Source organism: Paenibacillus solanacearum (assembly GCF_910593845.1).
GTDB lineage: Bacteria > Bacillota > Bacilli > Paenibacillales > NBRC-103111 > Paenibacillus_G > Paenibacillus_G solanacearum.
In genome coordinates this window covers 31984-48319 of record NZ_CAJVAS010000001.1, presented here as the reverse complement: position 1 = coordinate 48319, position 16336 = coordinate 31984, and the positions used below count along the sequence as shown (strand labels likewise).

At 58.0% G+C, this 16336-nt stretch carries 10 protein-coding genes; all 10 read right to left on the bottom strand.

Annotated elements, in window-relative coordinates; genetic code table 11:
• Positions 1-202: 202 nt before the first annotated feature.
• The 10 genes from KXG62_RS00165 to KXG62_RS00120 all read right to left on the bottom strand — a co-directional run bounded on the left by KXG62_RS00165 (position 203) and on the right by KXG62_RS00120 (position 16318).
• Positions 203-1516 carry an ABC transporter substrate-binding protein gene (locus KXG62_RS00165; protein ID WP_218089881.1) on the bottom strand — a complete coding sequence of 438 codons (1314 nt, stop codon included), beginning with the start codon at positions 1514-1516 and terminating at the stop codon, positions 203-205.
• Between the two features lie 121 nt (positions 1517-1637).
• Entirely contained in the window at positions 1638-4850 is a 3213-nt protein-coding gene (locus KXG62_RS00160) for a chondroitinase family polysaccharide lyase (RefSeq protein WP_218089880.1), read from the bottom strand.
• A gap of 132 nt (positions 4851-4982) precedes the next feature.
• On the bottom strand, positions 4983-6335 hold the full coding sequence (locus tag KXG62_RS00155; RefSeq protein WP_218089879.1) for an ABC transporter substrate-binding protein: 1353 nt from the start codon (positions 6333-6335) through the stop codon (positions 4983-4985).
• Positions 6336-6386: 51 nt separating this feature from the next.
• Complete coding sequence (locus tag KXG62_RS33965) at positions 6387-7367, bottom strand: polysaccharide lyase family 8 super-sandwich domain-containing protein (RefSeq protein WP_246627258.1); 981 nt, start codon at positions 7365-7367, stop codon at positions 6387-6389.
• Positions 7262-9556: a chondroitinase family polysaccharide lyase gene (locus KXG62_RS00145; protein WP_218089878.1), complete on the bottom strand. Its 2295-nt coding sequence runs from the start codon at positions 9554-9556 to the stop codon at positions 7262-7264. Before KXG62_RS00145 ends, KXG62_RS33965 begins: the two co-directional genes overlap by 106 nt.
• 650 nt (positions 9557-10206) lie before the next feature.
• A complete protein-coding gene (locus KXG62_RS00140) occupies positions 10207-11871 on the bottom strand; it encodes a DUF4091 domain-containing protein (RefSeq protein WP_218090278.1) in 1665 nt (554 codons plus the stop codon).
• A 140-nt stretch (positions 11872-12011) separates the two neighbouring features.
• Complete coding sequence (locus KXG62_RS00135; protein ID WP_218089877.1) at positions 12012-12809, bottom strand: helix-turn-helix domain-containing protein; 798 nt, start codon at positions 12807-12809, stop codon at positions 12012-12014.
• A gap of 66 nt (positions 12810-12875) precedes the next feature.
• Complete coding sequence (locus KXG62_RS00130) at positions 12876-13649, bottom strand: SDR family oxidoreductase (protein WP_218089876.1); 774 nt, start codon at positions 13647-13649, stop codon at positions 12876-12878.
• 221 nt (positions 13650-13870) lie between these two features.
• The gene (locus KXG62_RS00125) at positions 13871-14371 is read right to left on the bottom strand and encodes a hypothetical protein (RefSeq protein ID WP_218089875.1); all 501 of its coding nucleotides are present in this window, start codon (positions 14369-14371) and stop codon (positions 13871-13873) included.
• A gap of 153 nt (positions 14372-14524) precedes the next feature.
• The gene (locus tag KXG62_RS00120; protein WP_218089874.1) at positions 14525-16318 is read right to left on the bottom strand and encodes a stalk domain-containing protein; all 1794 of its coding nucleotides are present in this window, start codon (positions 16316-16318) and stop codon (positions 14525-14527) included.
• Between the last annotated feature and the right edge of the window lie 18 nt (positions 16319-16336).

Sequence of the window (16336 nt, the reverse complement as noted above, 5' to 3'; positions counted from 1 at the left end):
GACCAGCCGCCGCGCCATGCGGCACGCGCTTTGGATATGTACACTTTGACAAACCGTTTCGAACCGAATATTCCCGCAAAAAAGAACCTCAATCTCCACGCTTTCCTTGGAGATTGAGGTTCTTCGCCATTCCAGTGATGATCGCACTACGGTTCGGCGCTGTGCGATTACCTGTGCATCCCCGCAGACGCGGGCCCGCCGCTTACTTGCTTTTTTCCGCGGCAATCAGCTTGTTCACGCTGTCCTCGAGGTCGCGCAGTGCGGTATTGACGTCTTTGACACCCTTGATGACATTGTTGAACTCTTTGTTGAGCGGCGAGGCTGTGGAGACGGTCGTCAGCTTCGGATCGCGCGGAGGAGCCGGCTTCACCGATTTGTTGACGTACAGCGCGCCGGTATTTTTCCCCTTCATCGCCGCGAAATCCTGGCTGTACGCCTTCTGGATGTCCGGCTTGCTCAGGACGGTCGCTTTGCCCGCTTTGCTCGCCGCCATTTGCATTTCGTCGGACAGTACGAAATCTATCACCTTGAATGCCTCTTCCTTATGCTTGCTCGAGCTCATAATGTAATAAAATCGCGGATTGACCATCGCGTTCGTTCCCGGCGCTTCCTTCATCGTAGGAAGCGAAACCATGTCCCAGCGGGTGAAATCGTCCGGGAAGCTCTCGATTGCCGCGGTCACATCCGCATGCATCGCGGAGACGCGCTCCTTCGTAAAGGCGCTCACTTCCTTGACGCGGCTGCGGTCATCCAGCGGCTTGTCGAGCGGGAGCCGGTAAAATTTCGACAGCGTGGCGAAGATCGATTTCCATGCATCCGTCTGGATCGCCGCACGATCTTCTTTGAGATGAAAATACGGGGCCGCCAGCTGGTTGTTGTCGAGCAAATACGTAAAATTCATCGTCATGCCCCGGTATTGAACACCGTCCTCGACCCGGTTCAGCTTTTGCGCGATCGCATAGGCGTCGTCCCATGTCATGCCGTCCTTCGGGTACGGCACGCCGAATTTATCGAAAATATCCTTGTTGTAGAACAACACCGGCGTATAGCCCGTTACGGGAAGGCCAAAGTAGCTGCCGCCGTACGTCGCCGAGGCGTTCTTGATGATGTCCAGATAAGCCGGGTCGATCCGGCTCAAATCAAAATTATTTTTCTTGATCAAATCGGACAAATCGTACTGTAAATCAAATTTCACCAAGTTGTTGTCCAAGGCGGACAAGCCTTGGTAATAAATGTCGGGACTTTCTCCGGCGACAACGAGATCCTGTATTTCCTTCCCTTTGTCAGCCCCCTGGAATTCAAACGAAATATATGGGTATTTTTGCTTCACTTTGTCGGCAATTTCGTTCTTGAACCGCGTCTCGTAGTCTTTATCCCCCGTGTAAAACTTCAAGGTGACGGGCTGCCGCTTATCTTCTTGCGCCGCCTTTCCCTTGCTGTCGGACGGGCTGCAGGCGGCCAGCAGCGCCGCGGGCAAGACGATCGTCAGCGTGATGCATACGGATTTTTTCCACATCTCAAGGTTCCCCTTCCTTGGAATCGGTTAGCGGCGATCCGGGCCAGGGCTGCCGATGCCGATCGCGCCCCGCTGCGTTCAACTCCCCCGGCTCCCTTCGAGCGCCGTGCGCGTTCCTTGTTTACGTCGCTCTCACGAGCACCACTTCTACGGTTTCGCCGTTCGCGCATTCCAGCTCAAGCACCGTCGACTGCGCATCCGGCCGCACCGCAAGGACGGACGGATGCGGCCGATCCGCCGGCAGCTTCCAGCAGCCCGCAAGCTCGATCTGCACCCGCGATGCCGTGCCCGCCGTCCAGGCGGTACGATCGTCCATCTTCTGGTTGGGCAGCTTCGGCAGCCGCAAATCCGGATCCGCCACGCTGAGCGTAAGCTCGTCGCCGCGTTCCTTCTCCATAGCCAGCACCGGAGCATTCACGCTTCGCAGCGTCCCCCATGTCAAGCGCGCCTGCGGATCGAACAGCGCGTAGCCGATCGCCCGCTCCTCTACGTGCTCAACCACATGCGCCTGCTCATCCTTGCGCAGCACCCGGTACGGCGGCGTCTTCGCGTAAGCCTCGACCTCCTCCGGCGATGCCTGCACGAGAACGGCGTACTCGTATCCCGCCCCGTCCGGCTTCGTCCCATGGTCGATCCACGCGGTCGCGTACGCGCCGGAGGTCGGCATGCTGCCGCTATGATCCATGGAATACTGCATGCCGCGTTCCACATGCAGCCCTTGCGGGTCGGGTACGACATACCCGTTCCCGTACGGGTCGACGATCCAGAACGGACCGGCTCCTCCGGAGCGGAAGCGGTACGGAAATACGGTCGTCCGATCGGAGTTGACGGCCATGGCCATGGCCGGGTCGGGCATATGCGACTGGAACAGCGTCGTCTCGGTCCGATGCGCCGCATCGTCATTCCGGATCTGCGAACCGAGCGCGATCACCTCGCGGCCGAAGTAAAAGTACGATTTGACCGCACGGAAGCTCGGATCAAACACCGTGTCGTGCAGCTTCATCGCAAATACGCCGTCGCTCCCTTCGCTCATCACGCCGCCGACAAATGTCTCGTCGCTGAACGAACGGGTATTTTCGTTGAACATGCCGCCCGGTGAGCCGCCTTTGCCGACCTCCATCGTCTCCAGCGGCACGCGCTTCGTCGTCGCTCCGGGCCAGCGGCACCAATCCCAGCCCCGGTCCAGCGCATAGCCGCTGGCCTCCGCATTCACCGGCTCGCCCGAAGCCAGAATCTGCATCGCGCCGTAGCTGATGTACCGCCCGTATACGTTCTCGCCTTCCGTCACCTTGATCGCGGATTCGGCATTTCGTCTGCCATGTGCTTCAAAGTCGAACACATACTGACTCCAGCCTTTGGTCGAGACCATCCAATCGCCGCGCCGCAGCACGGCAAGCGCTGCCGATGGCTTGAACCAGTATCCTTGCGGACTCGGTTCCGCCGCATAGCCTTCATCCGCCAGCCGCAGCATCAGCTGCAGTCCGCCGATCGTGTCCATATATTGGACGTTCTTGGAATCGGCCAGGGGGAACAGCTCCTCCTTCAAGTATGGCGACTCCGGGTCCCACAGCCGCATGAACGCGCCTGCCATGTCCGTGTCGACGGGATCGCCGGACAGCGCCATGTAGGCATAGGCCGGCAGCACCTCATTGGTCACCCCGCCTTTCGTCGGAAATCTGCCGCTTATGCCGACCGGCACGTCGTATTTGTTCGTCACGGTGCGCAGCGTCAGCAGCGCCTGCTTCACGTTATGCACGGATGCCGGAGACAGCGCGAACGGCGTGCCGTGCAGCAGATAGATGATCAGCGCCGCCGTGTGATAAGCATTCGGCGCATAAGCGCTCATGTACACGCCGCGGTGATGAAAGCCCATGTAATCGCGCTTGATCGTCCCCGCGTAGCCGGGAGCGATGGAGAGGGCATGATTCATCCATTGCAGCAGCCCTTTCATGCGCCGCACTTTCTCCGGCATATCGTCCATTGCCAGTACGTAGAGCAGCTTGTAATGAAACCGTGTACGTACTTCGTCGGAAGTCGTCTCGGTGTAATCGACGCCCGGTGTTCCGAACGTTTTACCGAAATTCGTAAACCAGTCCATCGCAGCCAATTCGCGTTCCAGCCGACCCGTCTCCCGCAGCTCCTTGCGCATGAGGAAGACCGCATGGAAGTAGCCTGAATTCCGGTTCGTCTCGTGATCGAGCGTCTCCAGACCGCTCCCTGCCGCCCAGCCTTGGTCATGAAAGTGATCGAACAGATCGAGCGCCTTCCGCTTGCTTTCGGGGCTGCCGTTGATTTTATAATCGAGCACGAGCGGCAAAAAGATCGTCCGCGATACGGACTTGCCGAACTCCGGCCCATGCGCCGAGCGGCTCGAAAATAAAGGCATCCCGGTCATATAACCGTTCTCGTCACGGACCAGACCGAGACGGTCATACTGCTTCAAGCCGGAGCGGATGAAGGACTGCAGCGCCTCGAACCGGATGCGGATCGGCTCGCTTGCCGTATCCGGGTTCACGCCATACACCCAATCGTCGCAGCGGCGGGCGATCGTCTCGAACGCGTGGCGCTGCGCCTCCGTGATGGTCTCCTCCGGCGGAAGCTGCGGCCGCTTCCGGCTGAAGTGAAAGGAGCGATCCCACGAGCCGCCCTTGCCTCCGTTCGTTCGCTGCCGGGCGAACGGCATCTGTTCGTCGGATGAACGCGAGGCCGGCACATGCTCGACGAATTCGATAATATCGAAGAAGATGCTGCCACTCGCCACCCCTTCCGGCGGGAGGATCTCCATCGCTTCGAGCGGCTCCGCTTCGGCAGCCGCAGAACGCGACGCCGCTACCGGACTCGCTCCTGCCGCTACTTCCGCTTCTGCTTGCTGCGACCCTCCGATCGCCCCGTCCTCGCGAAAATGCACGTTGAACCCCCGCCAGCCGGTAAAGTGTATCCCGATTTCGAACGCATAGCGCGGGCGGCGCTCGTTCAGCTCCCGCTCGGAGCCAAACCGAAACGACAGCTTCCCTTGCACCGCCGATTCGCTGTAAATCCATAGCTTGATACCGCCGTTTCGGCTGCGCCCCGCCTCCGCCAAATACGGCGGACGGGTGACGGTCAAGGCGCTTCCTTCCGACCACTGCCAGCGCAAGCATTGCCGGCCATGCTTATAATGGGCGCGCGACAGCTGCACATCGCCTTCCCCGCCTGCGCTCCATTGCGCCGGAACCGATTCTCCCTCGAACGATTCCGCTTGACCGAACGTGCCGTCATCGTGCATCCGTTCCTCCGCCGGTGCGCCGGATCGTTCCGGCAGCCCCTCTTCGACTGCCCGTTGTTCTTCACTCATCCGCAGTTCCTCCCGTTCGTTACATCATTGTCCCTAGCCGTCAAACCATTCCCTCGCACAGCGCCCTACGGCAACCGCCGAGCCGTTATGCGACGCGAGCCTTCACTCATTGGAGCCGATCGCGGGGAACAATCACTTCGCCGTTCTCGCGATTTCGGCCGCGATCTCCTTGTTCGCCTGCTCCTCCGCTTCGCGATGCGCGGTATTCGCATCCTTCTTGCCGCTTACAACGTCTTTGATCGCATTTTCCAATATCGTATTAACGATATCGTCATAAGCCGTTGGATGAAAGCTGGCCGGCTTCGTCTTCGAGACGATGGCGGCATTTTTCCCCTGCAGCGATTTCAGATCAGCGCCATAGCTTTTCAATATTTCCGGCTTGCTTACCGCAGGCAGCCGCCCCGTTCGGGCCAGTATCGTCTGCGCTTCGTCCGACGTCAAATAGTTGATAACCTGGAAAGCGACATCCTTGTGTTTTCCGGTCGAGGAGATGGTCATGAGCTGGGAATTCGCCGTCCGGTTTTTGCCGAGCGCTTCTTTGAAATTAGGCAGCGTCACCATATCCCAGTTAAATTTCTCGCCCTTTTGTTCCATTTCTTCAAACAAGCCGAGCATGCCGTTCGCCCAATACGCATACATCGCGATATTCCGGTCTTTCAGAAACGCATTGCGCGACTTGTTCGGCGTATCGCGGTCTTTGCTGAATTCGTTGCCGGGGATGCGGTACATATCCTCGATCAGCCGCGTCGCTCTGCGCCACTCGTCGGAATTGATCAGCGCCTTGTTCGTTTTGGCATCGACGAAAGAAAGCGAGAGTCCCGAGCCGACGGCGGTAAAATGTCCCGGATCGAGCCCCCGGATCTGCTTGCCATTCTGCATCCCGGTCATTTTGCGCGCCAGCTCGATCGTCCGGTCCCAGTCCATGCCGTCGGTCGGATACGGGACGCCGAAGCTGTCGAACAAGTCTTTATTGTAATATAAAGCCGCATAGTTGACCGTATACGGCAGACCGAGCAGCTCGCCCTTGCCCGCATACTGCCGGATGTTATCCAGCACGACGGCGTCGAACTTGTTCATGTCGACCGATTGGCCCTTGACCATCTCCGTCAAGTCATAAGGGATACCCAGCTTATAATAGTTCGACAGCCGGGGGCTGGGCGTGAAGACGATGTCCGGAATATTCCCCGCCGCCACCAGATCTTCGGGCATCGCGCCGGTGCCGCTTTTGATCCAGTCGAGCGTGACGTTCGGGAATTTCTTTTTGAGCGGCTGTACGAATAAATAATCGAAGTCCGCATCCGTCAGCGAAACGCCGAACGAGTAGAACGTCAGCTTGACAGGCTCCGTGCTTTGCGCATTCGGCGCCGTAGTGCTGCCGCCGGGGCTCGGGCCGCCGGCCGGCTGTCCCGCGCCTCCGCCATTCGAGCAGGCCGCCGCGAAGATCAGTCCCGCCGAGGTTAATGCCATTACCGTCTTTTTGTACATTGCTGCTTCCCCCTTGTATTCGGTTTGAACCTGTGAACGCGGACGAAGTAGTTACATCGCCCGGGTCAACGCCACTTCCATCGTCTTCCCGCTGCTGCAGTCGAACTCCAGCGCCGTCATGGCGCCTTGGCTAACGATCCGGATGCCGCCCGGCAGCGGCTGCGCCGGCCTCCAGCTTCCTCTCAGCTCGACACGTACCGTCTCCATCGTGCCGGCCGTCAGCGCGACATCGTCGTCCATCCGCTGATCCGGCAGCTTCGGCAGCCTCAGATCGGGATCGGCGACGCTGAGTACGATGCCGCTGCCGGTTTCCTGCTCCATGATGATCGACGGACGGCTTGTTTTGCGGACGACGCCGCCTTCGATGTTCGTGCGCTCGTCGAAGATGACGTAGCCGAGCGCTTGCTGCTTCCGATGCTTGACGATGTGTGCGCCGCTGTCCTTGCGCAGCACTTCGTAGCTCGGGGCCTCTGCGTATTGCTTTACTTGCCCGGGCGCGGCTTGCACGAGCACCGCGTATTCATAGCCCGCATCCTTCGGGCTCGCGCCGTGGTCGATCCAGGCGGTGCTGTACGCGCCGGACGCCGTTTTTTTACCGCTCTGATCGGGCGAAGACTGCGTCTTGCGCTCGACGCGAAGGCCGCCGGCGTGCGGAATCACATAGCCGTTGCCGTACGGATCCATCAGCCACGCCTTCTCGTCCTTCGTCACTTCGAACCGGTAAGGAAACTCGGTTACGGGCTGCTCGGACTGCACCCGGATCGGCATCGCCGGATCGTTCATCATCGACTGAAACAGCGTCGTTTCCGTCGCGTTCGCGCCGTCGTCATTCCGGATGCCGGAGCCGAGCGCAATCACCTCGTTATCGAAGAAAAAGTAAGACTTCTCCGCCCGGAACGTCGGATCGTAGACCGGATCGTGCAGCTTCATCGCAAATATGCCGTTGCGCCCTTCGCTCTCGACGCCGCCGACGAACGTTTCGTCCGTAAACGAACGGGTTTGCTGCCGGTCCTTCGAGACCGCTCCGCCCAGGGCAGATGCTTGGTCGTAGCGCCGGGCCAACGGTTCCAATCCCACCCGTTGTCGAGTCCGTAGCCGTTATTTTTCTTATTGACCGGCTCGCCGACAGCCATAATCTGCATCGCGCCGTAGCCGTTATATCGGCCGTACACGTTTTGCCCGCCCTGCGCCTTCTGTGCGGCATCGGCCGCTTTGGGCGCTTGCGACTCGAAATCGAACACGTACTGGCTCCATCCCTTCACCGAAACCATCCAATCGTCCCGGCGCATAATGCCCATTGCCGCCGAAGGCTTCATCCAGTAGCCCTGCGGGCTTCGTTCCGCCGGAAATCCCATGCCGGCAAGCTTCAAGGCGAGCTGGAGTCCGCCGATCGTGTCCAGATACGAGACATCGCTGCTGTCGGCGTTCGGGAACAGTCCCTGCTTCAAGTAAGGCGATTTCGGGTCCCACAGCCGCATAAACGCGCCGGCCATCTCCTTGTCGACGGGCTCGGAGGCAAGCGCCATGTACGCGTAGGCCGGGACGATTTCGTTCGCGATGCCGTCTTTGGCCGGAAACCGTCCGCTGACGCCGACCGGCACATCGTACTTGTTCGACACCGTCCGGAACGTAAGCAATGCGCCGCGCACGTTATCCGTCGATTGCTTGGATAGCGCAAACGGCGTATCGTGCAGCAAATACGCGATCAAGGCGGCCATATGGAACGCCTGCGGAGCATAAGCGCTCATATATACGCCCCGGTGATGAAAGCCCATGAAATCTTCCTTGATCGTTCCGGCAAACCCGGGAGCGACGGCCAGCGCGCGGTTCACCCAGCGCACAAGTCCTTTCATTTCCCGGACCTTCTCCGGTCCGTCGTCGAGCGCCAGCACGTACAGCAGCTTATACATTAATTTGGTGCGGACTTCGTCGGCGGTCGTCTCGCCCGGATCGGCGGCATACGTTTTGCCGAAATTCGTGTACCAGCGGACGGCCGCCAGCTCGCGTGTCAGCCTCCCGGTTTCCTTCAGCTCCTTGCGCATCAAGTAGACGGCGTGAAAGTAACCGTTCGTCCGATTCGTTTCGTGGTCAAGCGTCTCCAGACCGCTTCCGTCCGCCCAGCCTTGATCGTGAAAATAATCGAACAGATCCAGCGCTTTGTTCCGGCTCGCTTCGCGTCCGTTGATCTTGTAATCGAACACGAGCGGCAAAAAGATCGCCCGCGCCACATCTTCGCCGAACTCCGGCCCATGGGTTGACCGGCTGGAAAACAGCGGCGGGCCGGTTATGTAGCCGTTGCTGTCCCGCTTCAGCCCTAGCTGCTCGTATTTCTGCAGCCCCTTGGCAATGAACGACTGCAAGGCCTGCCCGCGAATCTGCAGCGGCTCCTGCGTATAATCCGGCCGATCTCCGTAAATCCACTGCTCATAACGGCTCGCGATCGTCTCGAACGCGCGCTTCTCTTCCGGCGTGATCCGCTCCGGCAGCGGCAGGTCCGGCTGGAGCTGGCTCCAGTAGTAGCTGCGATCCCATGTCCCGCCAATACCGCCGTTCGACCGTTTGCGGTCGTACGGCACTTGATTGTCGGTCGACCGCGTCGCCGGAATCGTCTCGGCGAATTCCACCACATCGATAAACAGGCTCCCCGCCGGGGCCGGGGGCACGATGTCCAGCCTCTCCAGCGGCGCTTTGCCGTCGCCCTTATAGCCTGGGTTGGCCCCGTCTTCCCTGAACTGAATCCACATGCCGCGCCAGCCGGTGAAGTTCAGCCCGATCTCGAACACGTATCGCGGATCGCTGCCGGCCATGTCCTGTTCGGAGCCGAGGCGGAACGTCGTCGTGCCGTCGACCGCTTTCTCGTTATACAGCCACAGCTTCATTCCTCCCCGCTTGCTGCCGTCCGCCTGCTCCAAGTATTGCGGTTTGCGGACGACCAGCTTCGACCCTTTCTCCCATTGCCACCGGAGGGAACGGTAGCCGTGCTTGTAATGCGCTTCCGACAGCGCGAGCCGCCCTCCCCCTTCTGTCTGCCAGGCTGGAGGAACCTCGTCGCCTTCGAACGATTCCGCCTTCTTGAAGGAGCCATCGTCGCGAATAGCCGCCTTCCGCATATGGACCGGCGGAGCCGCCGGCGTCTGCAAAGCTTCGCCCCCCTCCGTATGTAAGCGATTCCAAAATAAGGTGACTGCGGCGGCTACGAGGACCAACAACGCCGTAACCAAACCTACAGCCCGCCTTTTGAACCGTGCACTGCGCATCGCGTCACCTCTGCATTTCATTTTTTCCCAATGCCCTTCCCCAGCCGCTATCCCCCGCTTCGTTTTTATACAAAAGAATGGCCGTCGCGAATATATATCGTTCCAAATCACGCCATTCCCCAACCCAAATATAAACGGACGCCTATCTTTTGTCAATATTCAGATTAAGTTTTTATAAATTTATTTTTTACACAATAACAATCGCCTTTTTTCGCAAAAACTCCTCATTCTATTGTTTAATAACTAAATTACTTCGACTTTACGGATCAACCGGCCTCCCCGTCGTTTCTGTTCGGTAAGTTAACTGCGCACTAGGACGAACAAGCTCGTCCCTCATGATTCCGCTCGAACCCCGGGTATACATGCATTTTCGCCGTTGTTTCGGCACTATGCTTCGAATCGCCTTTCACCTCTGACACGGCCACTCGTCCGATATCTGCTGCTCTCTTCTGGCTTCACGCAGAAGTTCGTTATAAATCTTTACAAAAGTCATCACGTCCAACGCAAAAAAAGCCGCCGAGCGCTTCACTCGACGGCCCAGCGGCCCATTCCTATCCTATTCAACCTGCCAAGACTTGCTTCTCGGATCGATTCCCCCCGAGCAGCTTGCTCTCTTACGCCTTAGGCGCGTGGGCATGGAGCAAAATCGCCTGGTTGATCTGCTCCCGCTTGTTCAGCAGCCACTCCATCGAATGCGGATACTCGCTGAACGTAATCGGCTGCTCCAATCCTTCCTCGACGAGCGCCAATACCCGCTCGCGGCCTATGCTGCTTTCCAGCAACTGGAGCGCGCGAAGATCCTGGAGCGCTTCGTAGAACACTTCCATCCGGATCGACTCGAGCGGTCCGTCTTCTCCCGGATATACGAGGAACGGATCGCCCGATGGGAATGCGCCCAGGGCATCCGTGCTGCGGAACGGATCGAGCGTTTTTTTCGAATATTGCGAATACCAGAAATTATAACCCCAATGCAGGAAGCCTTCGACCTCGAATTTGTACATCTGGAAGCCGATGATCCGGTTGCGGTACGACGGCATATGGAAGAAGCGATTGGACACGTTGACCCGCTGCGACACGCAGTAATACGTCCATAACGGCTTGACGCCATGCTCGATAAACGGCTCGATATGGTTGTTCGACGGGATCGGATTGGTCACGACGCCCTGGCTGTAAAACTCGAAGTTCGACAAGGCGTCGATGATCGTGAACCCGTCCAGCAGCTTGCGGACAGGTTCGGCGGCGGTGCGGTACTGCTCCAGATCGGCCCGGCGCGGTTCGTCCGAAATGTGGAAGTAGCTTCGCTTCTCCAGCTCGTTCTCTTGGATAAACGCGACGAGCTCGGGAAGAAACTGGGCGAGGAAGCTCTGGTACTGCTCCCCGACGGAGTCGGTGTCCCAGCCGAATATGCGCTGCAGGGTACCATCGACGCGGGCGACGATCTTCGGCGCGTGCTTCGCCCCCCACTGGGTATACAGATGCGAAAACTCGAAATAAACAATGCCTCTGCTTGTACAAAGCTCGATCCACTTGCGCAGGTTGTCGAAGCCGAATACGTAGCTTCCGTCACGCACTTCCACGTCCACCAGCTGTACGGTCGGACGTTCTCCGCCTACAGCCGTATCGAGCGGCGGCGTGAACACTGGCGTCAATATCATATTCATCCCGTGTCGTACGGCTGTCTCGACGTACTGATCGATCAGCTTCCAATGCGCGTCGCTGAATATTTCGACATTGTAGTACGTAGCGAGGCAGTCCGTATGGAACCATTCCGTATGAATGAGCTTTTGCGCAGGCAGCAGTGCCGGCAGCAGCTCCAGCTCAAATCGCTCCGTGCCGATAACCTCTTCCTTCGCATTCGTGAAGGTGATCTCGATCGGGTATACGCCGGGCTGCAGCGAATCGGTCGCTTCGACTTGTATCCATACCGATCTCCACTGACCGGGAATTCCCGCGATTCCTTCCACAGCGTCGTACGGATACAGCGGATCCGGGTACAAGCCCGGCGTCGTGCGCAGCACATGCTCGTCATAGTCATGGAAGCAAGGCAGCTCCGATGGAGCCAGGCCGACCGTGCGCACAGAGACGCGGTCTCCGAGCTCCGACGCGACCGAGACGAACAGCGGCTTTACGAGCAAATTCGCGCAATAAGCGACCTGAAACGAGTAGGTTTCGTTCAAAAACGCGGTAGCTCGTCCGAATGCCGATTCGGCAAGCTCCTCGTCGGCAAATACTTTCGTCAGCGAGCTTAAGCATCTTGTTTGTAGCACAAGCGGATTCATTTCCATCCAGGCGATCCTCCAATGGGTTTCTGCGTTTTTCGATGCCAATCATCTCAAAGTATAAATTTTGGACGATAAAAAGTATTTACCGATATCGAAACATAATTTACGCAAAAAAACACATTGCCCAACGCCTCATGTCACTTCGGCACGTCGATCTGCTGCGTTTTCCGCCATATGGACGGGGATACGCCTTCTTTCTTTTTAAACCATTGCGAGAAGGAATGCAGCTTGATGAAGCCGACCTTCTCCGCAATTTCCTCGATGCTTTTATCCGATGAGTTCAACAGCCACTTGGCTTCGTTCATCCGGCACTGCTGCTGAAACTGTTTGGGGCTCATATCGTATATTTGCTCGAACAGCCGGCGGAAGCCAGCATTCGTCAGCCCCGTTAATTCGGCCAAGTCGCGGATATGCACGTTTTCACGCAAATGCTCGCGAATGTAGTCGGCCGCCTTGGTCACCGTCATCGCCTGCAAATCCGTCTGCGAATGCTCGCTCAAGAACAACAGCAGCATTTCCATCCATGCGATATAGTTCCGGGGCTTGTCCTTGAAAGACGAGGACTTTAAAAAAAGCCACTCGCGGAACAGCCGCTCAAACCGGTCTTTATCGATCCTCGACAACGCAACCAGCCGCGGATGCTCTCCATAGCAGCCCAGCTTGTCGAGCAAATCGCTAAGCTGTGCCGGGATATGGCTCAGATGGATGACGCCGAAGCGCACCTTCGTGACGGCAGCGAAGCGATGCTCGTAATTCGCCGGAATGACCACGACGTGCCCGACTTCGACCGGGTACTCGCGCTGTCCCGTGATGAACATGCCGCGCCCTTCGAGCACCACACTGAATTCAATGGTCGAATGCCGATGAAGCCGGTCATCGAACCAATCTGCGTTATGCGATCCGATGAAGCTTCGTATATCGAACGATGTATTCAAGCTGCATCCTCCTAATTCATTTCCCTACCGCCTATTGCGCAGCGCGTTCCGTGCCGCAGCCGCGATCTAATCGCGAAATCCACCGTCGGAATGAATGATTTGCCCTGTGATCCAGGCCGCATCGTCCGAAGCCAAAAACTGAATAAGCCGTGCGGCGTCGCTTGGCTGTCCGATACGTTCCATCGGAAATTTAGGCAGCAGGTATCGTTTGACCTCATCGTTCATCCAGCCGGAATCGGTAGGTCCGGGGTCGACGGCATTGACCGTAATCCGGAGCGGCGCCAGCTCGGCAGCCAAAGTGACGGTGAACGCCGAAATAGCGCCTTTCGTCGCGACGTAAGCCAGCTCGCCTGGCATTGGGCCTTTATCCTGGCCGGATACCATATTGATGATGCGTCCGCCTTCCGGAAGAGCGAACCGGCGGGCAAATTCGGCACAGAGCAGGCACGTGCCGCGAATGTTAACCGTATAGTGGGCGTCCAAAATTTCGGCGGTGAGCCGGCGAAAACCGTCATTCGTCGAATGGGTCGCATTGTTGACGAGGATGGACGGTTGGCCCAGGGTTTGCGCCGCATGATCGAGCAGCTGCCCCGGGGCTTCCGGTTGAGACAGGTCGAGCTCCATGCCTGCGGCACGGACGCCTTCCTGCTGAAGCATCTCGACGAGCCGATCCGGCCAATCGCGGTCTTCGCCCCATTCCATCGACCGGTCATACGCCTGCCAATAGGTGAACAGAATGTCTGCACCTTCCTTCGCAAGCGCCTGACAAATGGCCGTGCCGATGCCGATCCGGCGGCTGGCGCCGGTCACAATCGCAATACGCCCGTTAAGCTTGCCCATAGATGCTAACCTCCTTCATTTGTTGTGAGTAGATGATCTCCACTTCATAACCTGTAGAACAATTTATGATTACGCGGTCCTGTATCAGCGTCGCAAATTGCCGTTTGACGATCTGTGAGCAGCACGAGCAAGCCGGCGAAGCGAACATGCGAAACGGCGGCCCGCCGGGAACCTGATACCAACCGGTTTGCGCTCTAAACGGCTGGTGTTCCAAGCTTCGATTATTCCGGGGCCGGATTCATGCTCGGGGACCGGTCCAGCTCATGCCACCAATAGCCGCGCCGGAAGCGAGAATGCACGGTTAGCGTCGCATCCCCTTGGGCATAGGTGAATCCCGCATCGGTCTGCTCCACGAACCGCCAGCCGCGTTCTGCCAGGAACGCCGTCAGCTCCCGCTCGGCCGGACCTCTTCTCCCGACGAGCCGGACTGCGTCCGAAGTGAGCGGAACAAGCCGCGCCTTGCCCGTTTCCAGCGCAATGAGCGCCTTGGGTACCGAGAGCGGGTACTCCATGCCGATCGCGCTTCCCAAGACGGCGCCGTATTGCACCACTGCGGCCAGCAGCGCCGCAGCCGCCAACGCTATCCATCCGGCGTGCTTCCATCCGCCCGGCCTTCTTCGCCGTCGAGCCGTAAGGATGGCCGTCCCGGCCATCAACGCGCCAGCCGCAGCTGCGATCATCAGAAGCAGCCCGATGCCCGACGTCCATATGGAAGAGGACATCCGGCCATCCCTCCTCTAACTATAGAGAGTCATGTATAAGTCCGATTGTATACAGCCGGCGGAACGATGGCAATAGCCGTTATCAACAAAAAAGGCGCGGATCGCCCGCGCCCTTTGTCGTTTCGTCCCCTTAAGGAGGTATGGATGAGTTCTTTATTTGCGATTCATCGGATAAAAAATAATATCGATCGGGAACGCCGAGCCTGCCGCCGGCGAGAATTCGATGTCCAGCGACGGCTCCGTGCCGTTCGTTCTTGCTATGATCGTGTAACCCGTATAGTCCGTCATGACGCCGGACGGCGGCGTTTGCACGATCTTGCCGTTCACCTTGAACGGCCCTTTGAATACGCCGCCGCGAGGAAGGATCAATACCGACATCGCCTGTGGCTTCTCGACGTGAATGTTGTAGACGACGCCGTAATTGCCGAGATTGAGCGCCGGCCGTTTCTCGAAGAAATCATAACCCGTCACGAAGCGGTCGCTGGTCCCGTCGCCGAGCTGGAAGCTGGAAGGTTTCGCGACCTTCGAGGCGTCGACCTTCCACTGCACCTCCGAGCCGGTGAACGTGCCTCTGACATTGCCCTTGTACGGCAAATGCGGGTACAGGCTGACGTCTGCGATCTCATCGTCCGGCTCCATCGCCACGAAGGAGAAATATGCATCGCCATCCGTCTCCACATCATAGATCAGATTCATCCCTTGATCGGGATAAAAGCCGGGATACAGCTTGAAATAAGCGGTCTCCTGCGGGCGCAGCACCATCGATTGCGGAGCTTTGCCGCCCTGCAGAAACTCGATCGTCGCTTCGTTGCCGATCAAATTCGCATAGATCGAAGGATACACTTCCCCGTGATTCGTCGTCTTGACCGTGACGGAGCGGTCCGTGCTCGGATTGCGGACGAGAATGGCCAGCTTCATCTTCTTACCCGTTCCGTTGACGTGATCCGCATACAACCGCGCCTTGCCGTTGACGAGCTCTTGGTACAATATGCCTTTCTCCGTAAACGTCTCCGGGCTGTCGCTGACGATGAGCGGCCGATCTGTCGGCTTGCGCTCCTCCAGAGGCAGCTGCGGAATGTCGCGCAAATATTTGCGAAGCACCGCTTCTTCCTCCAGCACGTACGTGCCTACCGGCTCGTGGTACACCTTGTACTCGAATTCATCCAGAAACGGCTCGTCCTTCACCAGGACATTGCGGGAAAACGTCTCGCTGTAATTGCCGACTCCGTCTTTTACCTGAAGCGATACCTTATACAGTCCCGGCGTGAAGATCGCCTCCGCGTTGCCCGTCCAGTCGATCTCCGTCAGCCCGGTCCCCTTTGGATCATAGCTGAGATTGCTGTAGCGGATCGGCTCGCCGATCCGGTAAGACTCCTTGTCCACCGAAAACTTCGCCACCGGCTTCACGTTCGGCAGCGTATCGTTCTGAAACAACGTGCCTTCCGCCGGCTTAATATACCGCAGCTCGACGCGCTGCAGCTTCGCATCGATATTCGAGCGGAACGAAATGAACTGCTCCAGCCATTTCAGTTCAAGATACAGTCGGTCGTTTTGCACCAGCACGATATTGTCTTTGCTCCTATTGTCTTTGTTCCTATTGTCCTTGTTAAGGGAAGCTCCGTTAACGAGCAGCTCTTGTCCGGGAAGGAGCACTTCCACGAACGCCGCAGGCGTTGTCAACTGCACGGCGCCTTTGCCCTCGTTCCATTTCACCGGAATGCCGAACCAGTCCTGCAGCTTGGCCGCGGGCAAGTAATAATGCCCGTTTCGTTCCGCCAGCCCGATATCCGCTTCCGTCTTGGACCCGTTCACGTAAAAGGTGGAGCTCCCCGGGTACAGCAGCAGCTGCATATTTTCCGGAACCGCTGCGATAGCGGCTTGCCCGGTCGATACGGTAAGAAAACCTGCGACGATCAAGGTCAGCAGCATGTGACGAAATGTTCGCATGAGTAAACAAATTCCTTT